This window comes from Cohaesibacter intestini, assembly GCF_003324485.1.
In the GTDB taxonomy this organism is placed as follows: domain Bacteria; phylum Pseudomonadota; class Alphaproteobacteria; order Rhizobiales; family Cohaesibacteraceae; genus Cohaesibacter; species Cohaesibacter intestini.
In genome coordinates this window covers 618,454-643,281 of the sequence record NZ_QODK01000001.1, presented here as the reverse complement: position 1 = coordinate 643,281, position 24,828 = coordinate 618,454, and the positions used below count along the sequence as shown (strand labels likewise).

Here is a 24,828-nt window from a genome sequence, read left to right as displayed (position 1 = left end):
CTTAGTCTCCTGCTGCCCGACCCTTGAGGGCAATGATGCCGCGTGGTCTGAACTGAATGAAAATAATGATGAAGATGATCATGAAGGTCTGGGCGGCCAGCGTGTTGGATGGGTTGAACCATTCAATGCCCTTTTGCAGGAAGCCAATCATCGCAGCCCCGGCCAGCGTGCCCCAAATGTTGCCAACCCCGCCGACAACCACCGTCATGAAGGACTGAACGATATAGTCCGCCCCCAATTCCGATGTCACCTTGGCGAACAGGCCGATCGCCACCCCGGCGATTCCCGCAATGCCCGAACCAAGCCCGAAGGTCAGCATGTTGATCCGGTCCGGATTGATGCCCATCGAGGCCGCCATGCGCGGATTCTGCGTCACCGCCCGGGTTTCAAGCCCCAGCCGGGTCTTGTTGAGGGTGAACCACAGCATGGCAAAGAACAAAACCGACAGGCCAAAGATCGCCACCCGGATCCAGCTGATCGAAATCACGTCATTGATCACCAGCGCGCCATCGAGCCAATCGGGCGAAGTCAGCGGCCGGGCCTGCGTGCCAAAGATATTTTTGGCCAACTGTTGCAGGGCAATCGACACGCCAAAGGTTGCCAGCAGGGTTTCGAGCGGGCGGTGATAGAGATGGCGGATGATCAGTCGTTCCATCGCCACACCAGCAAGGAAGGTCACTGCAAAGGCCGCCGGAATGGCGAGCAGGATCGACAAGGTGTAATTGGTGACGAATTGCTGGATGACATAGCCCGTATAGGCCCCCATCATGATGAACTCCCCATGCGCCATATTGATCACGCCCATCACCCCGAAGGTAATGGCAAGACCAATGGCTGCAAGAAAGAAGATCGAGGCCAGCGACAGGCCGTCAAGAAACAGGTCGGCAACCTCGGACCAGGCGACCTTGGTCTCAATGCTCGACAAGGTCGCCTTGGTGGCAGCCACCACCTCAGGCGATGGTTCGAGATAGACTTCGTAGAAAGAGGCCTGTTTGAGTGTCTCTGTTATCGCTTCAGCGCTTGGGTCGGCGGGGGCAAGACCTCTTTCGACCAACTGCGCATAGGCTTTGTCGCGCGCCTCTTGGGTGCCCAACGCGCTGACAGCGATGGAGCCGACCTTGCCATCTGCTATATGGGTGATCAGGGCCTTGGTCTTGGCATCGGCCTTGATATCCTCTGGAGCCCAGCCTTTGGCAACCAGCATGGCATAGGCCTCGTCCCGGCCCAGTGTTTCATCACTGCCGAGTTTGAGGATCCGGGCAAATGTGCCTTTCTTCGGCGCGGTCTGGGCGACCATCAGTCTGGTGTCCAGCATCGGATTGAGACGCGCCCGCACATCAAGGCCTAGATCGCTCGAAAAACTCTCAATCGCGGCGACGCGGGCTGCCGTATCCTTGTCATATTGCATGGTCAGCAGACGCTCCAGACGGACCATGTCCGCCTTAAGGCCTGCATCGCTCTCTCTGGCGATTGCCTTGCGCAGAGGACCCAGATGATCTGGTTTGGGATCACGCGCCAGACTATCAAGGCTGTCCTTGCGCGTTGCCAGATCGTCGCTGACCAGTTGCGACGCAACCAAAGCCGCGCCCAGTAAGGCGCGCACACCGGAGTTGGGCTTGATCTGCTTGATCTCTTTCTTGACCGCCTTGCCAATCGGCTCACCAGTCGTGATGTCCATAAGGGTGTAGTTTTTGCCGCTTTCCCGCTTGACCGTGACGATCAGATCATCTGATTTCCGATACCACAGGTCCTTGGATTGCCAATTGACCAGAAACCGACTGGCGGCAGGGTCTCCGGTTTCCTGTATCGCATCAATGACCGGTTGGGCGGTCTTGACCGACCCTTTCTTGATTTTCGAAAAATGGGCCTGCACCACCGATTGCAGCTTTGACATGGTCGAGGCTGGCTGGGAGTCTGAAACGGGCTGATCCGCCGCAGTCTGTGCGGATAGGGACGTGGTGGCAAGACCGGAGAATGTGAGGAAGGCCACCAGTAAGGCTGCGAGTATGCGGATCATCAAGATATACTTTCATTGATGCAGGGGCCGCAAAGGGCCCCTGCACATGTTGGCGAAAGGATAAGCTTAGTAGTTGGATTTCAGCTGGACGCAGGTCTTGGTTTCGGTGTTGTACATGCCGCAACCGAGATCTTTCCAATCAGACTTCAGCACCTTGGATTCAGGCAGGAAGTCGGTCCAGGCATCGCCCGGCACTTCTTCGGTCTGGCTGATGATGTCAAACTGGCCGTCTTCCTGAATCTCGCCGATCAGCACCGGCTTGGAGAGATGGTGGTTGACCAGCATTTCTGCGGTGCCGCCCGTCAGGTTCGGGAATTTCTGGCCATACATTTTCTCACGCACCTTGTCGACATCGGTGGTGCCCGCTTCGGTGACGGCATTCACCCACATGTTGAAGCCGATATAGTGCGCTTCCATCGGATCGTTGGTGACGCGCTCTTCACCCATTTTGGCTTTCCAGGTCTTGATGAACCCGGCGTTGGCTTCGCTCTCGGCAGACTGGAAATAGTTCCAGGCAGCGAGGTGGCCCACGAGGTTCTTGGTGTCGAGGCCCGCCAGTTCTTCTTCACCCACCGAGAAAGCAACAACCGGGATATCGTCAGCCGATACGCCAGCTGCGGCCAGTTCTTTGTAAAAGCCGATATTGGCGTCGCCGTTGATGGTGGAAATCACGCCGACCTTTTTGCCGTCAGCGCCAAGGGCGACAACGTCTGCCACGATCTTGGACCAGTCGGAATGACCGAACGGGGTGTAGTTGACGAAGATATCCTCTTCAGCAATGCCTTTGTCTTTGAGATATTGCTCCAGAATTTTGTTGGTCGTGCGCGGATAGACATAGTCGGTGCCCAGCAGAGCAAATTTCTCAACGCCCAGCTCTTCGAGATAATAATCGGTGGCCGGAATGGCCTGCTGGTTTGGTGCCGCACCAGTGTAGAAGACGTTTTTCGAGCTTTCTTCGCCTTCATACTGAACCGGGTAGAAGAGCAGACCGTTCAATTCTTCGATGACCGGCAGAACGGATTTGCGCGACACAGACGTCCAGTTGCCGAAAATCACATCGACTTTTTCAACGGTCAGCAACTCGCGGGCTTTTTCCGCAAACAGCGGCCAGTCGGAGGCAGGGTCAACAACGACCGGCACCAGCTTTTCGCCCAACAGCCCCCCTTTGGCATTCTGCTGCTCGATCAGCATCAGCATGGTGTCTTTCAGGGTGGTTTCGGAAATGGCCATCGTGCCGGACAGGGAGTGAAGGATACCGACCTTGATATCGGCCCACGCTGCGGTGGACATGACTGTGGTGAGAGCAGTGGCTAGAAGCAGTTTTTTCATTGTGACGTTCCCCTGAAAAGTGGCGGCAAAGCTGCGCCAGTTGGCTAAAAGCTGGTGAGCATTGGAAGGAAGCTCGGATAATGATGGGCAAGGCTAGAAGCAAAAAGATGGTGCGGTCTGCCTCAAACTTCTCAGAAGGCTGTTGCGTTTTTTGCACCATCAAGGCATTTTCTGCGGAAATAGGGGATTTCCATGCGTCATCTGCAATCTTTTAAATATGTGAAAACCATCACAGAGGCGGGGTCCATCCGCGGCGCAGCAGAGAATCTGGCCATTTCCCCATCGGCGCTCAATCGCCATATCCAGACGCTGGAGCAGGATCTCGGCATCCAGATTTTCGATCGCCTGACCCAAGGGGTACGGCTGTCGGTCGAGGGAGAGTTGTTTTTCCGCTATGCCCAACGGCAGCTGGCAGGCTTTGAAAAGCTGCAAAGCCAGATCAACGACATCAAGGGGCTAAGGACCGGGCGCGTGCGCATCGGCATGAGCGCCGATCTGGGGCAGAAATTCATCCATAGTCAGATTGCTGCCTATCAGACTGATCACCCGCAGGTTTCCTTCAGCCTGAAAATCATTGAACAGGAGGGGCTCGATCAGGCCTTTGAGTTCAACCAGATCGATCTGGCGCTGTTCTACCAACCCAATCTCAGTCGCAATATTCAGGTGATCCACGCCATCGAAACACCGATCCACGCGGCCCTGCCCGTGGGGGCTCCGGTTCGCGATCCGCAGGCCTTGCGCCTGCATGAGCTGATTGACCATCCGGTGATCTTGCCAGCTCAGAGCACCGAACTGCGCCGCAAGCTCGACGGGGCGTGCGAGAAGAACGGGTTTGAACTGCGCTCGGTGCTTGAATGCCCCGATCCCTTGCCGCATCTGAGCGCGACCATGCAGTCGCGCATTGCCTTCTGCCTGCCCTTTATCGAGGATTGGGAGGATTTTCAGTTGCGCGGCTATAAGCTGGTGCCGATGTCATCGCGTGAATTGTTGACCGGTTACGTCAATATCGTCGCCTCGACCCACAATCTGATGTCCGTCGCGGCCCAAAAATTCGTCGAGCAGCTCGTCGTCTGTCTTGAGGAGCGGAACCTCTAGAGCAGGGAACGTCTCAGCGAAGGCGATGATAGCGGATCATGCGTGCGCGGCTAAGGACCAGCTCCATGGTCTCATCCTCTGACCGATGAAGGCAAATGCGCTTGGTCCAGAGACTGTCTTTCAGAGTAAAGAGATACCGATCTGACCCCAATGCAGTCAGCGGCATGACTTGCTGCAAGGGACCGATGCCAAGTGTCACGGCTCCATCTTCAAGGGAGAGATAGGCGCCTTCAGGCGATTGCCAAAGGCCGGACATTCCAGCTGGAACCGGCTCCTCTCGCGCAGGCAGGAAGCGCCGTTCCGCATGACCAACCTGACCGACAATCGCCTCGCCATCCTGTTTCATGCGCACAGGCGTTGTGGCCGACCGGGAGGACACAAAGCCGTCGCCATCCTCATAAAGCGTGACGCAATCATCAAGCCATGTCAGCTGATCTCCGGCAACCTCGATCCAGTGAAAGCCATGCTCTGTCACATAAAGCCCATCCGTCAATGAATCTGGCGCGCGGCGCGGCAGGTCTTCCCCGAGCAGCGAAGCCATCACGCCAAAAGCCGCGCCATAGCTGTCCGTATCGTCCCTGTTGGACAGGATCACCACCCCGCAACCACTGGCACGATCAAGCAGGAAATGCGAACTATAGCCCGGATGCGAGCCTCCATGGCCAACCAGATCATGCCCTTCAAGCGCCACGTGGCGCAGCCCCAGACCATAACCCGTTGCCCGGCCGTCAGCCAGAAAGCGCGGAGCCGCCAACCGATCGAGCAACCCATGCAGGGCACTGTCTCCGCGCAGCAGGGCGATCAGCCACCGGGCCAGATCATCGGCGCTGGCCGTCAGGCTGCCGGAGGCTGATATCTGCAGTCCGGCATGGGTCGACAACCACTGGCTCCCGTCATGCCAATAGCCCGGCGTCAAGTTGGCCACCGGTTCCGCCCAAATCTCCGGCGCATCAAATGCGAGGGAAAATGGCTCGTTGATCTGTTCATCAATGAAGGACCTGAGGCTTAGTCCATGGCGCTCCAGTACCATTTCCACCAACCGATAGCCGGTGTTCGAATAGGAAATTTCGCTGCCCGCCGGAAAATTCAACCGCGTCTGTCGCGCCATGAAGTTGAAATTGGACCCCTTGTCGGTTTCGGAATGGACCGACAGGCCCAACAGCGTCAAGCATTCGCGCATGTCTGGCAGGCCACCCGTCATATCGAGTGCCTGTCCCACGGTGACGTCGCTGAGGGGCGGCTGCAGCTCTGCCAGATGCAGCCCCAGTGGATCGTCAAGGTCGATCTGATCTGGATGCATCAGCACCATGGCACATAGAATATGCTTGGTGTTGGAAGCAAACCGACCGACCAACTCTTTTGAGAAAGATGTCTGGTGGTTGAGATCAGCCAAGCCGCCTGCCGAAGCAAAGCGGACCCCGCCGCGATCAAAACCGACCACAACGCCCCCCGGTTCCTTGGCCGCCCACTGGCGGGTAATCTCGGCGGCGGTCATTTCTGCAGCCCCCCAATGCGGGGCCGTCCTCTCAGATTGTATAGGCATGGGAATGGTCTCTGGTTGGGAGATGTTGCTTGGCGGGAGACATCGAAGAGACAGGACCGCATCGGACCGTCCCGTTTGATAGCCATGCTTTGTAGCACACAATCCAACGCAGCTATTGCAGTTTTCGCCCCTCTTTCAACCCATGAGCCAAAAGATGGTGATAAGGATTGACGCCCGCTGCTTTCAAGTCCGGATTGGCATCGAGATACAGGGTGGGGTCAAACTGCTCAATCATCCGCATTCTATTTTGAAGCAGATGGATGAAGCTTCGTGTGACAGCAATCATAGGGTCGCAAAGATAGGGTTCAACAGGTTCGTTGCGCGGCAACAGGTCCGCCAGCTTTTGCACGCTTTCCTGACGTGGATTGCTCAAGAACTGGTCCAGCGAATCCATGCGGAAATGAGCCGAATGACTATAGGGTGGCATTGGAAAGTCGATGTCTGTGTTGGCCAAAAGCCACGCCAGATCATCGTGATCAACCAAAGGTTCGATCAGAGGAGCAGGAATGGCCTCTCGGTCTTGCAGGATATGAGAGACTGCGTCGATAAATTGATTGCGGGCGGCTCGGATCGATGAATCTTTGTCAAATCGCGAAGAAATTTTATTCAGCAAATAGACGAGCTTCGTTGCTTCCAGTCCCAGCTTTTGGTTTTTCTGAACCCTCAGATCTCTTTTTTCAATGCCAATCACCTTGCAAAAACTGTCATAGGCATCTGTGTTTTTATCGTAGGGTATAAAGGCGACATTTTCGCGTCCAAACAGGTCGATGAACTTTTCGAACCTGTTGCGATAGTTTGGCCTTGCGATGGTCGGGGAATTGAAACCTGACTTGATCACTTGACGCAGTTGGCTGTCCAGATAATCAACGGGCGATCTGACAAAGGCGACGATCATGATCCTGTCGAAGACCGTCGCCAGTGCCTGCTTGAAGGCCAACAGGCCATCTCTTTGGATGAGAGCAATATCTTCCCCTGAAAAGATGAGATTGTCGGTTTTGTTACTGGCAAGTGCCTGTTTGATGCGGGCAAGGGACTGGTCTTTTTGTCGGGCAATGTCTTCTTTGTTCATGCCGAGTGACAGAAACTGGGAGTAGGTTTGTTCCCTGTCTGAATAGCCTGCATACAGGGGCAGCGAGTGATTTTCGTGGCCCAGTTCGTCAGCATAGCGGGTTTTCCCGTCATCGAAGCCCTTCATGCAGGCTTGTATGGCGGTTGTCCCGGTTTTGTGCATTCCGATATGAACATAGACAATTCTCATTGGATTTTGATGTCTCCCATTCGCCCGTCTCTAGAACACAAAGAAAGCGTCAGTCGTCATCAGACGGGATGGCAACCTTCCGTCCAACAAAGACACCAAACTGCTTGAAATGCGCCTCTGGATCAATGGTATCAAGCGGTTGCCCGGCCCCGGCCAGATCTGGATTGGCTGCAAGATAGCCTGAGCTGGTCCAGTTTTGGTGGGTTGCAATGGTGACGCCCGGCCCAAAGGAACGCGGATGGACCATCCGCACCATATCGAACAGGATCCGCGCCTCTTTGTCATGCAGTTGATCTTCCAGACTATCGTCCTTGAGGCTTTCTGGCCGAAGGCCGAATTCCATCTGTTGTCCCGGATCGAGATTCAAACTCAGCAAACGCCTTTGATGGGGCAAAAGCCTGCACAGCCATACGATATCGGTGACCTTGTCCCTGATGAGCAGCGTCACCGGTGAAGGCGTGTTGCTCCAGACGCTGATCTGGATCTGTCGGGCCAGAGTGCCCTCAAGCGTTATCGCCAAGGGAAACGGATCGATGCCACGCCCCACCCCCTTCAGGCAAGCAATGTTGCTCGACAAGTGCACCCCGGTTGGATTGCCCTTTAAAGGAGCGGCGAAGGTCAGCCGATTGGTTTCATCGACGAAATGAAGCTGTCCCTTTTCCATAAAACTGCGCGGATAGCTCGGTTGGATGATCTTGTCATTGGCACACAGAATGGGCAGTTCAAGGATCCGAAAGGCGGCATCTTTTACTTGCTTATATTTGACAAAGACGGTGAACAACCGCTCGGCCAGATAACCGTAGATCCTGAAGAGATCCTTCCACTGATCGAGCGCGGCAAAGATCTCAAAGGCAAGGGTAGCATATTCATAGGCCAGCTCGGATCGGGCAATGAAGACATTGTTGAAATGGCCGACCGTATCATTGAGCGCATCATCAACGAAGGCCTCCCCGAGCTTGCTCTGCAAGACCTGCTTGAAATCGAACCAGGCGTCAATATAACGCCCGTCATCTGGATAGGCTTCGTTGATGGATTCCAGATATTGTTCTTCGATGGAAAGGGAGCGAAAGAACTGGCCTTGATTGACGATGATGTCATGGTTGGCCAGAAGGCCCTTGATATCTTCTGGCCGGATCGTCTCACAATAGGCCACATAGGCTTCAAAGTCCTGCTCATCCACCCAATATTGATAATGATTCAACCGCTTGGCGGAGTTCAGGATGCGTCGGGTTGTTTCTGAATGTTGGCCGACATGTTGCGGAAACAGGAACAGGCGCCGATATTGCTGCAGGCCGATAATGGCATGTTGGCCTGCCTTGCGTCGCCAGACATGATGCAAACACCGCATATCCGCATAAGAGACCAGATGAGAGAGGCTCCCGTCATAACCAGCATCTCCCTCCGCGTCAGTCTTCGCATCGGACAGCGCCTGACCAATATGGATTGGCTCAAACAAGTCGGAAGACAACCGACACCTTCCCAGATGGTCGGCTACGAAAAGTGCAATATCATCGGCCATGGCGCCCTACAAAGTCCCGTATCGACGGCCATGTTCCCAGATCCTTGTAGCCCTCAACCTCAAAAGCGCCAATGGTGCAATCCAGCGCCGTGATGTTGACGCGTTCGCGGGCAACCGACTTCATCATCATCCGCAGCAAATCCGGTCCGGCTTCCTTGCAGAAGCCAAAGGTGGTCCAAAAGGCATTGAAGTGGTTCGCAATCGAGGGATCGGGCTTGTCGCAAAAATCCTCAATGCGATCACCGCGCACCATCAACGCCCCTAAGGCATGAATCGGATCCTCCTTGGTGACAGATTTATACCAGAAGACGATCTCGCGATTGGCTGCAAACTGCGCATCAAATTGTGCAAGTACTTCATGGGGTAACTTGGGGGTCAGAACGGAATCGGGCAGGAAGACAATATTGCGATCAAGAAACAGCTCTTCGGCCGACAGAATGCTGCCCGGCCATTCGCTGTAGGCGTGATTGAAGCGGCAGTGCCGGACCTCGATATCGGGCAATTGGGCCGAGACATAGTCGTAAACGGCTTCCTTGCCCTGATCGATGACGATGCTGACACGGTCGACCTTGTCCCGACGGGCCCGGATGTGCGCAAGCGAGAAATCGATCAGGCTCGACCCTTCGATCACCCGGTGCAGCTCCTTCGGATAGGGCAGGTTCAGCCGGGTACCTTTTCCGGCAGCAGGCAGGATGATATTTGTTTCTGACCCCAACTCACTGTCTCCAGTCTTTGATATGCCTATCACTATGTCTCGACAATGAGGTCGCAAACAAGGCCCACAAAGGGATGCCTTTTCGTGTCACCAAGACGAGGCGCCTGATTGCAGGTATCTGTAGGTCTGCTCGATGCCCCGTCTCAACTCGGTTTGAGGCGACCAGTCGAACGTCTTTTGCGTTTTTGCAATGTCCAGAACCGAGCGCGGAATGTCGAAATTGCGACTGTCCTTGAAGATCGGGTCGATCGACTGACCATGCACAGCCTCGATCTCGGTGATCAATTCGAGAAGAGAGTGCCCGCGCCCAAACCCGGCATTGAAAATACCCGTCTCACTGGAGGTGATTGCCTTTTCGCACAGTGCGACCAAGTCATCGATATACAGATAGTCCCGCACGACCGAGCCGTCTCCCCAGATTTCGATCGGTTTGCCAGCGAGAATATTGCGCAGAAATGCGGTGATCACCCCTTGCAGGCCAGCCTTGCTTTGCCGCGGGCCATAAGGATTGGACGGACGGATAACGACCGGTTGCAAGCCATGCAGCTTCTGCTCAAGGAACAGATAGTTTTCAATCGCCACCTTGACGACCCCATAAGAACAGATTGGACGCAAGGGATGTGTCTCGGGCACGGGTAGCTGTTCCGGTATGCCATAGACCGTACCGCCAGAGGACAGGAACAACAGCTTCTTGCACTCAGCTGACCGCATTGCTTCGAGCAGGGTCAAGCAGGAGATCAGGTTATCCTCGACATCACCAACCGGATTCTCGTTGGACGTGGATGGGACGGTCGAACTGGCTGTGTGTATGACAGCATCGATCTCTGGCAACAACTCAACCAGAAGCGCCTTGTCTCCAAGAGACCCCTGATGATGATGAACTCTTGGAGAAAGGGAATCTTTGCTCGTCTCCCTGCGGCTGATGACATGCAAATCATGTCCTTTTGCGGAAAGGTCATCAACAATATGAGATCCAATAAATCCGCTGCCACCAGCGATCAGTATTTTCATATGATCTCTTATCAGGTTTCACCGATAAGCCTTTAAATGAATAAACTATAGCCTTTTTCTAATAATATCGATTCTCTCCTCGTCGCTGCTGTCATACTGCGCTTTGTCAATATAGCTGGATATCAGGCGAAGGAGAGGAGCGTTATGGGCCTTGATGAAGGATAAAAGACTGATCAGTTGATCTTCCGTGATGCCTTCGAATTTGGGCTTGTTCTTGACAGAAAACGCCTCGACAAACAGCTTGTCCGGCAATGTCTGGTTTTGTGAGAATTCCTGAGCGATCCGCATGTTCTGGGGCATGCAGGCCCGATACAGATCGATCCGCACTTGCGCACCGATAATGTTGCCTTCGGTCAGGTTAAACGCCTTGTCAAAATCGAACAGGCACTTCAGAAACCGCAAGGATTCCTGGGGCAAGTCAGCAAAAATCCAGTTCAACAGCCTTTTGAATTCCAGTGAGACCTGACTGAGTTTGGCATTGTCCGCCACATTGGAGGAAACCGGGTCCAGCTCGATCATCGTGCCAATGGTGCGAGAGAAGAAGTCGTCGACAATATTGCCATTGATGAACTGTTGTCGTTCATAGGGGCGGATGATCACATTGTCGTTGCCAAACACGCTCGCCCATTTTGTCGCCTGAAGGTGATAATTGGGCACGAACCAGGACGCGTCATAGTTCCACAATTTGTCATAACTGTAGGTAAAGCCCGCGGTTTTGACCACCTGGTTGAGTGCGGAATCGACATAGTCATCCTGTCGGCGGAAATCGATGACGATCTTGACGTTAAAGTCCTTGAAGACAGCCTTGAGGCGCTCGATCATGTTTCTTTCGATCCAGACAAGCCCTTCCTGAGAAATGTAGACAATCTCGGCCTTGCTTTCATCGATTTCACTGAGCAATCTTGCAAAAACGCTGGCGTCATCTTCCGAAGGCATCATCCACCATTTCGGCGTGTTGGACAGTGCCGGCAAAAGCTGGTGGTGGGCTGCTGCGTTAGCGCCCCGACCGGTAATCGGGTAAAGAATGCCGTGCTTGTCAAGTTTGACTTTGTTTCCGGCGAGCGTTTCCTGAACGAATGAAGTGCCCGTTTTCCCGGTCCCGACATGCAAAAAGACTGTTCTCATTGTACTTTCCCGATTTCCTATTCTTAAAGTTGTCTACTACATGCCGGTGAGCGTTTAAATCCTTTTTTATCGGGAATAAGCGTTTCAAGCTTAACGACTTTTTTTGTTATGATTTATTCACATGATGGAAGTACGCAACAAGTATGATGTGTGGTCTTACCTCTTGTTTTTCTCTCTGTTAGCCGATTTACTGCAGCACCCTTCCAGATGAAAAATGTGTTCCGCTGTCTTGCGCGTGCCTATAGGCCGGTTGCATCCAGAGCGTATGCAGACGAGGCTGGTCGCTATTCTATCTTTCTCGCAAAGCATGCGCGATCTGATCGGTCAGTGGTTTGACAAGGTAGGACAGGATCGATCGGTCTCCTGTCTGCAGATAGACTTCCGCAGGCATACCCGGTATCAGCTTCTTGCCTTCCAGTTTGCCAACCTCTGTTTCATCAATTCCCAGTCTCACGCGATAAAAAGAGAGGCCACTTTTTTCATCGGTCACCAGATCCGCTGAAACGGTCTGCAGCTTGCCATTCAGTTCTGGCGTCGTTCGTTGATCAAAACTGGGGAACCGGATGCGCGCCTCCTGCAAGGGCGAGATGCGATCAATCTGGCGAGGATTAACCCGGGCCTCGATGATCAGGTCTTCTTCCTTGGGCACGATCATCATGATGACTTCACCCGGTGAAATCACGGCACCGATGGTATGAATATTGAGCTGGTGAACGATCCCCTTGCGGGGAGCCTTAATTTCAACCCGCCTCAATGCATCGCGGATGGAAACTTCCTGCTCCTCCAACTGGGCGATTTTTGATCGGGTTTGCTGGTAATTTTCAAGAAGCTGTGAGCGGAATTCCTCCCGCACTTGGAGCGCAAGGATTTCCTTCTCACCGATAACCTGTTGCACCTGCGCAATCTGGGATATGAGCACCCCGTGCTCCCCTTCCAGTTCCGCGCCTTCTCGTTTGAGCAAGTTCAGGGCAGATCGCGTGAAGAGCTTTTTCTCATGCAGCCCTTCATTCACCTCGATATTCTGATGAATCAGAGAAAGCTCTTTCTCCTTTGCCGCTACCTGTCGCTCAAGGCCAATGGTCTGGCTTTTGAGCTGGTTGATTTGCTCTGCGAGCTGTTTTGTGCGTCCCTCAAGGGACTGGCGTCTGGCGATAAAGAGCTGCGTTTGGCTTTGTTCAATATCGTCCCATTCCTTGCGCCACATATCAGGCAAGGTCTTGTGAATATCGCTAAAGTCAATGGCCTGCGCATCATCCCGCTCGGCACGCAACCGGGCGAGTTGTGCCTTTTGTTCAAGCAATTGTTTCTGAACAATCGCCAGATTGGCCTGAACGAGGGTATCATCAAGCCGGATCAGCGGATCTCCCGCCTCAACTTCCATGCCATCAGAAACCCAGATGGTGTCAACAATGCCGCCTTCACGGTGCTGAACGCGTTTGGTATTGCCATCCACAACCACCATCCCACTGGCGACCACAGCGCTTGAAATCTGGAAAATGGTTGCCGATGCCATCAATCCGGCAAAAATACACAAGCACAGGATCGCCGTGAACCAGAAATGCAGACGCAGCCTGCGTTCCAGCTGGTTGATCCGGGAGGCCGTTGCGTCTGACTGGGTCATCAAGCGGCTCCCTGCGCATTCACTGGCGCCAAAACCTTGGCCAGCACATCCTTTTTCGGGCCAAAGGCCTGCATCTTGCCCTCCGCCAGACACAGCACATAATCCATTTGAGCCAGAGCGCTGGGGCGATGGGCAATAGCAACGACAATCGATCCCTTGGCTTTCATTTGAAGGATCGCATGGGCCAGCGCCGCTTCCCCTTCACCGTCGAGATTGGAGTTGGGTTCATCGAGAACCACAAGAAACGGATTGCCATATAAGGCCCGTGCCAGCGCAAGCCGCTGTTTCTGACCACCCGACAGCATCATCCCGGACCGACCGATCACCGTGTCATAGCCATCGGGCAACTGGCTGATGAAACCATGCAGGTTTGCCAAGTCAGCAGCCTCGAGGATGGCGTCCGACGACGCATCTTTGTTGAAGCGGGCAATATTCTGGGCAACCGTGCCATCAAAAATCTGAATGTCTTGCGGCAAGTAGCCGATGATGCTGCGGCGTTGTTCCTCGGTCCATTGTTGCAATTCCGAGCCATCAAAGCGCACGGCACCATGGACAATGGGCAACAGGCCAACCAGACTTTTCGCAAAGGTCGACTTGCCTGAGCCCGATGGCCCGATCACACCGATTCCCCTGCCTGCTTCGGCCTGCAGGTTTACCCCTTGAAGGATGGGTTTGGGTTCGCCGACCGGAGCGGTGCTGATATGTTCAACGCTCAGCACAGATTTCGGCAACGGCAATTCCATCCCGTCATGATTGTCAGGCAGTTGCATCAGCGCCGCAGACAGCCTGCTCCGCGCCTGTCGGGCCGCGACGAGGCCACGCCACTGACCTACGGCGATCTCGATCGGCGACAGGGCTCTGGACACCATGATGGAAGCCGCAATCATCACACCGGGCGTAATTTCCTGCTGGATCGCCAACCATGCCCCAACCCCCAAAATTGCGGACTGCAGGATGAAGCGGATGGTCTTGATGATGGAGGCAAAAAGCCCCGTTCGGTCTGAAGCGGTCTGGTGCTTGGACAGAAAGCTCTCATTGCTTGTTGACCAGAGGGCGCCAAGAGCGCCCATCATGCCCATGGCTTGGATCACATCTGCATTGTTGCGACCCGTTTCCACAAGATTGGACCGCTCTGCGGCCTTCTCGGACACTTCTTTTGCCGGCTTGCGTGACAACCACTCATTCAGGCCGATCAGAATCGCAATGACGACAGCCCCACCAAGGCCAACAGCCCCCAGCAGAGGATGAAACAGATAGACAATCAGCAAATAGAAGGGTAGCCAGGGCATGTCAAAAATGGCACTTGGCCCGGGCCCTGACAGAAACTGCCGCACGGTATCAAGATCATGAACAGGACGCAGATTGGCTGCTTTTTTGCCAAACAGCAAAGGAGCAACACTCGACAACTCATACACCCGCTTGGACAGCCGCAAGTCCACCATCTGACCAACCCGCAGCAAGATACGATTGCGCAGAATGTCCAGAATGCCAAAGAAGCTGTAGAGACACAGAGCGAGTCCACCAAGCACTACCAAGGTGGGAACGGATCCACTGCCCAAGACCCGATCATAGATCTGAAGCATGAAAATCGGGCCCGTGAGCATCAAGAGATTGATGAGGATACTGATGACGGCGATGCCGAACCAGACACCACCCAACTGATGAAAGAAGCCGACGGTCTTCAAGTGTCCGTCATTCCCATTGCTACGCAACACAGTGTGAAGTCCCTTTCATGTTCATCCCGAAGCGGCAATCCTGTTCGCTGTGGGCACATATCGAGCTTGTTTGGTCATGAAAACATATATGCAATTCAATAAAATCAACGCCCAAAAGGCAAATTCTGCAATTGACAAAAGCTTAGTGGAAAAGCCACCTCGCCACAACCGGAATTCAATTTAGCTTGACGGAGAGTTAACGCCACGCAGGGAGACTTCTGCCCGACAAGGCAACGTGGAAGGCCTTTACGATGAAGCTTGCATCCTAGTCGGTGGGCTTCTGCGGCGACTTGAAGTCGCCAGCATATACGAATTTGCCATTCTCGTTGGAAAAATGCCGGTTGTAATATTTGTCTTTCTCGATTGCTGATGGCCAACGACGCTTCAAATAGGCGCTTTCCTGGCGAAGCCTGTTCCTTGTTCCTGATCCCCCGGCACCTCTGGTCATCGATTCATGATGATGCAGCACGGCGTAAGGGGTATAAAGGGTGTGATAGCCCTGTTCGGCCAGCCGCAGACAGAAGTCGATATCGTTGAACGCGACCTTTAGCACCTCGTCTTCCATGCCGCCGACGGACAGATATTTGTGCTTCTCCACCACCAAACACGCCCCGGTCACCGCCTGATAATATTGCGGTAGCTGCAGGCGGGACTGGTAGCCTTCGTGATAATGGGCATAGCCCTGAAAAGCATGGTTGGCGATTGCCGGCCCGCCAAGCAGGACGCCCGCATGCTGGACGGAGCCATCCGTAAAGAGCAATTTGGCTCCCACGGCCCCGATTTCAGGCCGGACAGCATTGGACACCATCTCCGTGAGCCAAGAGGCTTCAATCACCTCGATATCGTTGTTGAGCAGAGCAACCACCGAGCCTTTTGCTTTTGAGACGGCAAAATTGTTGATCGCCGAATAATTGAAGGCACCGGGATAGGATAGGACCGACACATTTTCCAACTGTTGAATCTGCTGGAAATAGGCATGTGTTTCAGTGTGCTGACTTTCATTGTCGACGATCAGGATTTCAAAGGCCGGATAGTTGGTTTTGTCCAGAAGGCTGGACAGACAGGCGCGCAGAAGGTCAAGTCCGTCGCGGGTCGGAATGATGATCGACACCAGGGGTGCCGGATCGGGAAGGCCATAGTGGATGCGGTTGCACCCATTCGATGCCTTGGTCAACCGGAAGCGCCGCTCGGGGTATTTTTGTGTCAAATATTCTCGCGCAGCACGCTGCCGAGCATCAATGGCTTGACGCAGGTCTGTATCCGACACAGACCCTGAGCCACGAAAGACGCGCCAGTGATAGAGGATACGTGGGATATGAATGATTCGTTCCGGTTGCGTGTGAAGAAGCACGCGGAACAATAGATCATGGTCCTGGCTGCCTTCAAAGCCGGGGCGAAAGCCACCAACGGCCTTAACGAGGCTGCGTCGCAGTACCGTGAGATGATTGATGTAATTCTGTGTCAGGAAAAGTTCTTCATTCCAGTCAGGCTTGAAGTGAGGCGCATCCAGCTGGCCATCCTCGCGGATCTTGTCTTCATCACTATAGATCAGATCGACATCCGGTTTTTGCTCGATTTCCTTGGCAACCCAATAGAGCGCATCCTCTGTTAATTGGTCGTCGTGATCTATCAAGGCAATGAAGTCGCCTGTGGCCAAAGACAGAGCGGAGTTGGATGCCTCCGAGATATGGCCATTCTCTTGGCGATAGAGGATCTTGATGCGTGGGTCGGCGCGCGCAGCCTCCTCCAGAATCGGCCGTACATGGTCGTGAGGTGACGCATCATCTGCAACACAGAGCTCCCAATGCGGGTAAACCTGATTCTGGATCGAGGCAATGGCGTCTTTGAGAAGCGATGCCTCGGTGTTGTAGACTGGTATCACCACAGAGATCAGCGGCGGATCTTGCCAGTCGCCCAGATCCCTGCTCATGGCAAGGCGATCCGTTGGTGTGATGGTGGTCAGACGGGTGCACAGGGCGAGCGCATTGGTGCAATTGAGTTGCTGCGGATCAATTTTGTTGTTCAAATTTGGCCAGGTCAGAAACAGCGTCCGAAACCGATTGGTCGCACGCCCCCGCATGCCGATCATGTGCCATATGCCGATCATCAAAAGCTTGCCGAGCAGCCGCGTGGATTGATAAAGATGAGTAAAAATGGTTTCTTTCATCAAAGTCTCTATTCCAACGGGCCCTTGTTGGCGAAAACGCCTGCCAAGACATAATTCTGCCCAATTGGATCTTGCCTTTCAATAGGCCAGACCTTCTCTATGGAAGCAGCCCGACACGCCAGTTTTAGATAAATCAGTTCTGTTTGTTTATGGAATTCCCTTAAAAGTAGCAAGTAAACAAAACCTCGCCTCACTGTATGGACAACATGTGCAAGTTCGATATAAGTATCCCAATAGAATCTTAGGCCTCGTGATGAGGCAAGTTGCGCATAAAATTGATTGAGTTTTTATTATGAAATTAGATCGCCGAAGTCATCTCAAGCGATTGGAGCATGAAAGCATTCAGATCATGCGCGAGGTGGCCGCCGAGTTCAAAAACCCGGTGATGCTCTATTCCATCGGCAAGGACAGCGCCGTGATGCTGCATCTGGCAAGGAAGGCTTTTTATCCCTCGCGCCTGCCATTTCCCTTGATGCATGTCGACACGACCTTCAAGTTTCGCGAGATGATTGCCTTTCGCGACCAAATGGTTCGCGACTATGATCTCGATCTGATTGTTCATACCAATCAGCAAGGGGTTGCGGACAAGATCAACCCGTTTGATCATGGCTCGTCTCTCTACACCCAGGTGATGAAAACCGACGCTCTGAAGGCGGCTTTGACAGAGCATAAATTCGACGCCGCCTTTGGTGGCGCGCGCCGCGACGAGGAAAAGTCCCGCGCCAAGGAACGCATTTTCTCCTTCCGCAATGAAAATCATGCCTGGGATCCGAAAAACCAGCGGCCAGAGTTGTGGCAGCTCTTCAACACCCGCATCAAACCGGGTGAGAGCATTCGTGTCTTCCCGCTTTCCAACTGGACCGAGCAGGATATCTGGCAATATATCATGCTGGAAAATATCCCCATCGTGCCGCTCTACTTTGCCAAGAAACGCCCCGTCGTCAAACGCGATGGCACCTGGATCATGGTCGATGACGAGCGCCTGCCACTCCAGCCCGATGAAGTGCCCGAGGAACGCATTGTCCGCTTCCGCACCCTTGGCTGTTACCCGCTGACCGGTGCCGTTGAGAGCGGAGCCGATAGTCTTGAAGCCATTTTCGAAGAGATGCTTGTGGCCCGCACCTCCGAGCGGGAAGGGCGGATGATCGACCATGACGACACCGCCTCGATGGAGAAGAAAAAGCGGGAGGGCTATTTCTGATGACAATCGCTTCTGAAGCCTCTCTGACTGGCAAGACCATTGCACAGGAAGAAAATCGCGATATTCTGCGCTTCCTGACCTGTGGCTCCGTTGATGATGGCAAGTCGACCCTCATTGGTCGCCTGCTTTATGATTCCAAGACCATTTTTGAAGATCAGCTGAAATCTCTGGAAGCGGTCAGTAAGAAGCATGGCACCACCGGCGATGACGTCGATCTGGCCTTGCTGCTCGATGGTTTGCAGGCCGAGCAGGAACAGGGCATCACCATTGATGTTGCCTATCGTTTCTTTGCGACCGACAAGCGCAAATTCATCGTCGCCGACACGCCCGGCCACGAACAATATACCCGCAACATGGCGACCGGCGCCTCCAATTGCGATCTGGCCGTCATTTTGATTGATGCCCGCAAAGGCATCCTGACCCAGACCCGCCGCCACAGTTTCATCAATTCCCTGATCGGCGTGCGCCATGTGGTGCTGGCGGTCAACAAAATGGATCTGATGGACTTTCGTGAGGAGGTTTTTGAGGGCATTGTCGAGGACTATCGGGCCTTTGCCCAGAGTTTTGAGTTTGACACCATCACTGCGGTACCGATGTCAGCGCGCTTCGGCGACAATGTGGTGGCCAAGTCTGATAATATGCCCTGGTATGACGGGCCGACCTTGCTCCACTATCTTGAAACCATCGATGTGGAAAGTGCCGAGCGCTCTCTGCCTTTCCGCTTTCCCGTCCAATGGGTCAACCGCCCGAACCTCAATTTTCGCGGTTTTTCCGGCACGGCGGCGTCGGGTTTGGCGCGTGTCGGCGATGAGATCGTCGTGGCCAGATCGGGCAAAAGCTCACGCATCAAGTCGATCGTGACGATGGATGGGGAGCAGCAGGATGTCGAAGCCGGCGAATCGGTGACCATCACGCTGGAAGACGAGATCGATATTTCCCGTGGCGACCTGCTGGCCCCGGTCAAGCACCGCCCCATGGTCACCGACCAGATTTCCGCCCATCTGATCTGGATGGCGCAGGAGCATCTGCTGATTGGACGCCCCTACATTCTGAAAATGGGAGCCCAGCAGGTTCAGGCCACCGTGACCAAGCTCAAGCACAAGGTCGATGTCAATGATGCCGCACATCATCAGGCAGGCAAGGCACTGGAACTCAATGAGATTGGCTTCTGCAATTTGGCATTCGCAGAATCTATGGCGATGGATACCTATGAGGAGAATCGCAAAACCGGTTCCTTCATTCTGATTGACCGCCTGTCCAATCAGACGGTTGCTGCCGGCCTTGTCTGGTTTGGGCTGCGTCGGGCAGAGAATATCCATTGGCAAGCGGTGGATGTCGACAAGAGCGCCCGTGCCGAACAGAAGCATCAGTCCCCGAAGGTCCTCTGGTTTACCGGTCTGAGTGGCTCGGGCAAATCGACCATCGCCAATCTGGTGGAAAAGAAACTGTTCGCAGAAGGTCGGCACACCTACTTGCTCGACGGCGACAATGTACGCCACGGTTTGAATAGAGATCTGGGCTTTACCGACGTTGACCGGGTGGAGAATATCCGCCGGGTGGGCGAGGTTGCCAAGCTGATGGCCGATGCAGGCCTGATCGTGCTGACGGCATTTATTTCCCCATATGAAGCAGAGCGGCGCATGGTTCGTGATATGCTGGAGGATGGTGAGTTTATAGAAGTCTATGTCAACACGTCGCTCGCTGTGTGCGAGGAACGCGACATCAAAGGCCTTTATGCCAAGGCTCGCGCGGGAGAAATCCCCAACTTCACCGGGATCGACGCCCCGTATGAGGCGCCGACAAACCCGGAAATTCAGGTCAACACCGACGACATGTCGGCCGAAGAGGCCGCTCAAATGATCGTTGAAACTCTGTTGCAGGAAACCGGATCGTGACTGATTTGCAAAAAGGCCTGATTGAAGCGGCGTTGCTTGGTGCTGAAGTCATTCTCGACATTTACGACTCCGATTTTGATGTCGAAGTCAAAGGGGATGCGTCACCCGTGACCAAGGCCGATCAAGAGGCCGAGGCGATCATCATCAAAAAGCTGAAAGAGCTTGCGCCGGAGATTCCGATCATAGCGGAGGAGTCCGTCGCAGCAGGAATCATTCCGGCCATCGACCAGACCTTTTTTCTGGTGGACCCGCTGGATGGCACAAAGGAGTTCGTCAATCGCAACGGCGAGTTCACAGTCAATATTGCCCTGATCCGCAACAATGTGCCGGTGCTGGGGGTAATTTTCACCCCGGTCAAGGGCTGGTTGTTTGTCGGAGAAGTGGGCAAAGGCGCTTGGCGGGCGGACGTTCCGGATCCGCGCAACAGTCGCGAGTTGGAGAAGCGGACCGCCATCTCCGTGCGTGAGGCAGGAGCCGTGCTTGATGTGATTGGGTCGCGTTCTCACCACAGCCCGGAAGCGGATGCCTATCTTGCCGCCTATCAGGTTGGCGCGCACAAATCGATCGGCTCTTCGCTCAAATTCTGTCTGTTGGCAGCAGGCGACGCTGACCTCTATCCGCGTTTTGGCCGAACCATGGAGTGGGATACCGCTGCAGGCGACGCCATTCTGAGCGCGGCAGGTGGCACGGTCGTCACGCAAGATGGCAGCCGGTTGCTTTATGGCAAAGTTATTCAGGACGACGCTCCGTTTGCCAACCCGTTCTTCATTGCAAAGACGTTTTGATTGATCAAAACGCACTACAAGAAATGCAAAAACTCTATAATATCTGATTTTTAAACAGAATTTAATTGTAATTTACTCGGAAAGCTGAAGTCATCGCGACGTCAATCTTTTGGAACTGAAAGAACATACAACATGACTGGCAATAGGTTTTTTTCTTCTTTCTTGTCTGCGCTGTCAGGGGGCTCCAGAAAAGAGCGGATTAAAAAGGTTGAATATATTATTACCAATAGTTTGTTTGACACTGAATATTACAGATTGACCTATCCAGATGTGGTCGATAGCCAATTTGACGCCGTGGACCATTATATCCGATTTGGTTGGAAAGAAGGGCGAGATCCATCCAGGGCTTTCTCCACGAAGGCGTTTCTGGCATCCCACGGTAAATCCAAGTTTGGCTTCAATCCTCTAGCTGACGCTGCTTTGCGCCGGATGACCAATTCCGCCAAACTGGACGCCCGGTTCACCTCCATCGTGGATACCCTGAGCCAAGCCGGTAAGCTGCAGCGTGAAATAAGCTACCGGATAACAGAAGCCTTGCTTGACAAGGACTTCTACCTGAATACCTATCAGGATGTTCAGAAAGCCTCTGTCGATCCAGTCAGTCACTACATGCATTATGGCTGGCATGAGATGCGCAATCCCTCACCGGTCTTTTCAACCAAACACTATGTTGAGCAACATGCTCTTGCCAATCAGAGCGGGAATCCGCTCATCCACCGTGCCGTGGAACTGTTGCGCGAGCATGGCAAGGGGAGTGCCCAGTCGGATGCCAGCACTCCGAACCCGTCATCCAAGGCGAAGGTCGACACGGAGCTGGACATTTATCAGTTTCTGGCACGAAATGCGGGCATTTCCGATGAACCGACGCTGCATAAACGCAAGGCATTGATCGAAGGCAAACCCGTTGTTTTCCTTGTCTTTTTCTGTCAGAAACCGGCATTGACCAATCTTCAAAGACAGATTTGCGAAGAATATCTGGCACTTGGTGTCAATGTGGTGGCGATCCTCAATCAAACGCTGGCCATCTCACCCAGCGATGCACGAGTGCCTGATGGAGTGCAATGGGTCGTCACGCGCAAGAATGCAGGGTTTGACTTCGGCGCTTGGACCGGAGCTCTCGAACTCTGTGGTGACATGAGCGCCTTTCCTCGCATCATCCTGACCAATGACAGCCTGATTCCGCTCTCAGGCGGCATTGAAGAGACGATTACCGCACTGACTGAAGCCAAAGAAGATTGGTGTTTTTCAACCGCCAATCATGAAATCAGACACCATGGGCAATCTTTCCTGATGTCTTTCAACCCTGCTGTCCTCGGCTCCAAGGCGCGTGAGCTGCTGACGATTTCGGGAGAGATCAGGCACAAGCAGGATGTGATAGACACAGCCGAAGTGCCCCTGATGGAAAAACTCATTGATCAGGGTTTTTCGGTGGGCTTCCTTTGTGATGAACGGCATTATGCCGCTGGCAAGGAAAAGGTGAATCCCACCTTGCATAGCGCGGAAGAGCTGATCGCGGCTGGGTTCAGGTTCGTCAAGGCAGAATATCTGCTCGACCATCTGGGTGACCCGCTGAGCAAGATTGGCGAATGGTTTGATGAAAAGCGCCTTCTTGCGATCAAGGAACACATGAACTCTCGTTATCCCAAAGCTGATGATGAGAAACAGATTGTCCATGCTGTACCCAAGGGCCAACTGGTGATGAAGCGCAAGATCGTCTTGCTTGGCCACAATGCGGGCACAGGTGGGGCACAAACTTTGTTGTTGTCGCTGGCCAAGATTCTGACCGAGATTTTCGGCTATGAGATCTTGATCATTCTGCATGACAACGGACCCGATTTGAGCCGTTTCCAAGCCATCGCACCAACCTTCGTGCTGGGCAATGATGCTGCAAAGCTCGCGGGTATTCTTGCCTTTGCACAGCGACTTGGATTTGAGAAATGCATCATCAACACCACGGTCCCGCTGATCTATGGTCACTTGATCTACCATTACATGGACAAGGCCATCTGCCTCGTTCACGAACTGCCGGAAACCATTGAGGCGATCCAGATCGAGAAGGAAGTGGCTGCGGCTTTGCCTATGCTGGACCAGGTCGTCATGCCCGCAAACTTTGTTCGCGATCGCTTTGTCGAGCATTTCAAGGCCGATACAAGCAACTTCTCGGTGCTGCCCCAGGGGCATTTCCGCCAGACGCGCACGTTTGGCAACGCCGGAACGACAGACATAGATATGGATGTCTGCAATCAGATTGCAGACCTGAAGGCTGCGGGCAAAACCCTGATTTTATGTGTTGGTACACTGGAGTATCGCAAAGGCTTCGACACATTTGCTGACTTTGCCCGTTTTGCAGAGAGGTCAAAAGGCAACCCGGCGCTGCAAAATGCCCATTTCATCTGGGTTGGTTCATCGCTCGGCGAAAAGAAAATTGTCCCTGCCACGGAGAAGGCTAGCAAGCTCGAGAACATCACAATGGTGCCAAACGTCACCATTGGTACCCTGAGCAACATATACCGCCAAAGCGACCTCTATTTCTTCACGTCTCGCAATGATCCGATGCCTTATGCGGTTATCGACGCCCTGTGGCACGGGCTGCCCGTGGTCGGATATCGCGGAGTGGGTGGCTGTGATCCACTCATCGACGCATTCGGTCAGCTTCTGGATGACAGAACCGACATGCAGGCGGTTGCCAATGCCATCGACACGTCGCTCGGCGAAGACGGGGAGGCGCGAAACAAGCGCGCGCAACATATCAAGTCGAGCTTCGACCTTGATCACTATGTCTGCCAACTGACCGCGTTTTTGGGAGACTATAATCCCAAGCTCAATGTTGTTGTGCCAAACTATAATCATGAGAAATTCCTGCCAATAAGACTGCGATCGATCCTGAGTCAGACCTATCGTTATTTCGATCTCATTTTGCTGGATGATTGCAGCTCCGATGACAGCATCGAAGTGATGCGGGCAGGGACCAAAGACTTCGCCAATTTCACCACCGAAGCCTTCAATGAAACCAACAGTGGCAACTCTTACCTGCAATGGAAAAAGGCATTTGAGCTGTCAGAGAATGAACTTGTCTGGATTGCTGAATCGGACGATCTTTGCTCTGCAACATTCCTTGAAAACATGATCACGGGCTTTGCGGATCCGGAAGTCAAGATCGCCTATGCTCATACCCAGTTCATAGACGAATCCGGCAAGAAGCTTGGCGTCATTCAGGACGAGTTCAAGCCGATCAATCCCATCCTCTGGAACAAGTCCTATATCGCTCAAGGCAGACAGGATGTGTTCCGCTGCCTCGCTCAGGCAAACACAATGATCAATGTCAGTAGTGTGCTTTTCAGGGCATCAGCGGTTGAATCCTTCGACAATATTCTCAAATACCGCTTTGCGGGGGACTGGGAGCTTTATCTCAGACTCTGTGCCAAGGGGAAAGTCTTCTTCTGCCGTGAGGCAACCAATTATTTCCGGCGCTCCTCCGTTCAGCAAACATCGAAATTTGCCTATACAGAACCATTCTACCGTGAGCATCAGATGATCCTTCAGACCGTCCTGGATCTCTATGGCCCCGCCTGTGCCGAGAAGACCAAAGCCACGATCAGGCTTCACTGGAAGAGCAAACCCGTCAAAGGGGAGCGTGTCGAAACCTATTTGCAAACCATATGAAATCCGGCAGGAAGGACCGTAGGCATAGCTTCTGAAGGAATGGGCTTTTGGGAGAAGAGTGAAAATGGGCGCAGGGGCAGTCCCGCAGCCCTTCGAAAATGACTGAGCAAATGCTGTGCATTTGCCCAGTTTCATGAGGCGGTTTGTAAGTGGGTAGACAGATAGATTC

General features: G+C 53.6%; 16 protein-coding genes. 5 read left to right on the top strand and 11 right to left on the bottom strand.

Going from position 1 to position 24,828, the window contains the following annotated elements; all coding sequences use genetic code 11:
* Nucleotide 1 precedes the first annotated feature (1 nt).
* Nucleotides 2-2,017, bottom strand: coding sequence for an urea ABC transporter permease subunit UrtB (gene urtB / locus DSD30_RS02640; RefSeq protein WP_114008032.1), 2,016 nt, complete (start codon nt 2,015-2,017; stop codon nt 2-4).
* 66 nt (nt 2,018-2,083) lie between these two features.
* The gene (gene urtA / locus DSD30_RS02635; RefSeq protein WP_114008031.1) at nt 2,084-3,346 is read right to left on the bottom strand and encodes an urea ABC transporter substrate-binding protein; all 1,263 of its coding nucleotides are present in this window, start codon (nt 3,344-3,346) and stop codon (nt 2,084-2,086) included.
* Nucleotides 3,347-3,538: 192 nt separating this feature from the next.
* On the opposite strand from urtA, the gene DSD30_RS02630 reads away from it, so the two are divergent.
* On the top strand, nt 3,539-4,441 hold the full coding sequence (locus DSD30_RS02630; RefSeq protein WP_114008030.1) for a LysR family transcriptional regulator: 903 nt from the start codon (nt 3,539-3,541) through the stop codon (nt 4,439-4,441).
* A 13-nt stretch (nt 4,442-4,454) separates the two neighbouring features.
* Here DSD30_RS02630 and DSD30_RS02625 read toward each other — a convergent pair whose 3' ends face one another.
* The 9 genes from DSD30_RS02625 to DSD30_RS02585 form a co-directional block, all read right to left on the bottom strand.
* Complete coding sequence (locus tag DSD30_RS02625) at nt 4,455-5,984, bottom strand: serine hydrolase domain-containing protein (protein WP_245418332.1); 1,530 nt, start codon at nt 5,982-5,984, stop codon at nt 4,455-4,457.
* Between the two features lie 112 nt (nt 5,985-6,096).
* Nucleotides 6,097-7,242 carry a hypothetical protein gene (locus DSD30_RS02620; protein WP_114008028.1) on the bottom strand — a complete coding sequence of 382 codons (1,146 nt, stop codon included), beginning with the start codon at nt 7,240-7,242 and terminating at the stop codon, nt 6,097-6,099.
* 49 nt (nt 7,243-7,291) lie between these two features.
* Nucleotides 7,292-8,761, bottom strand: a complete 1,470-nt coding sequence (locus DSD30_RS02615) for a DUF4422 domain-containing protein (RefSeq protein WP_114008027.1) — start codon at nt 8,759-8,761, stop codon at nt 7,292-7,294.
* Nucleotides 8,751-9,476 carry a glycosyltransferase family protein gene (locus DSD30_RS02610; protein WP_157967532.1) on the bottom strand — a complete coding sequence of 242 codons (726 nt, stop codon included), beginning with the start codon at nt 9,474-9,476 and terminating at the stop codon, nt 8,751-8,753. The genes DSD30_RS02615 and DSD30_RS02610 overlap by 11 nt, the downstream gene beginning before the upstream one ends.
* Before the next feature lie 87 nt (nt 9,477-9,563).
* Nucleotides 9,564-10,487 carry an NAD-dependent epimerase/dehydratase family protein gene (locus DSD30_RS02605; protein WP_114008025.1) on the bottom strand — a complete coding sequence of 308 codons (924 nt, stop codon included), beginning with the start codon at nt 10,485-10,487 and terminating at the stop codon, nt 9,564-9,566.
* 45 nt (nt 10,488-10,532) lie between these two features.
* A complete protein-coding gene (locus tag DSD30_RS02600) occupies nt 10,533-11,612 on the bottom strand; it encodes a hypothetical protein (protein WP_114008024.1) in 1,080 nt (359 codons plus the stop codon).
* Nucleotides 11,613-11,901: 289 nt separating this feature from the next.
* Nucleotides 11,902-13,233, bottom strand: coding sequence for an HlyD family type I secretion periplasmic adaptor subunit (locus DSD30_RS02595; RefSeq protein ID WP_114008023.1), 1,332 nt, complete (start codon nt 13,231-13,233; stop codon nt 11,902-11,904).
* Nucleotides 13,233-14,948: a type I secretion system permease/ATPase gene (locus tag DSD30_RS02590; protein WP_198662794.1), complete on the bottom strand. Its 1,716-nt coding sequence runs from the start codon at nt 14,946-14,948 to the stop codon at nt 13,233-13,235. Before DSD30_RS02590 ends, DSD30_RS02595 begins: the two co-directional genes overlap by 1 nt.
* Before the next feature lie 265 nt (nt 14,949-15,213).
* Nucleotides 15,214-17,115: a glycosyltransferase family 2 protein gene (locus tag DSD30_RS02585; protein WP_114008022.1), complete on the bottom strand. Its 1,902-nt coding sequence runs from the start codon at nt 17,113-17,115 to the stop codon at nt 15,214-15,216.
* A gap of 292 nt (nt 17,116-17,407) precedes the next feature.
* Between DSD30_RS02585 and cysD the strand changes: the two genes are divergently transcribed.
* The 4 genes from cysD (at nt 17,408) to DSD30_RS02565 (ending at nt 24,659) form a co-directional block, all read left to right on the top strand.
* Nucleotides 17,408-18,316 carry a sulfate adenylyltransferase subunit CysD gene (gene cysD / locus DSD30_RS02580; protein WP_114008021.1) on the top strand — a complete coding sequence of 303 codons (909 nt, stop codon included), beginning with the start codon at nt 17,408-17,410 and terminating at the stop codon, nt 18,314-18,316.
* Nucleotides 18,316-20,211, top strand: coding sequence for a sulfate adenylyltransferase subunit CysN (gene cysN, locus DSD30_RS02575; protein WP_114008020.1), 1,896 nt, complete (start codon nt 18,316-18,318; stop codon nt 20,209-20,211). Before cysD ends, cysN begins: the two co-directional genes overlap by 1 nt.
* Nucleotides 20,208-20,996, top strand: a complete 789-nt coding sequence (gene cysQ, locus DSD30_RS02570) for a 3'(2'),5'-bisphosphate nucleotidase CysQ (protein WP_114008019.1) — start codon at nt 20,208-20,210, stop codon at nt 20,994-20,996. Before cysN ends, cysQ begins: the two co-directional genes overlap by 4 nt.
* A gap of 255 nt (nt 20,997-21,251) precedes the next feature.
* On the top strand, nt 21,252-24,659 hold the full coding sequence (locus tag DSD30_RS02565; protein WP_198662793.1) for a glycosyltransferase: 3,408 nt from the start codon (nt 21,252-21,254) through the stop codon (nt 24,657-24,659).
* Nucleotides 24,660-24,828: the final 169 nt, after the last annotated feature.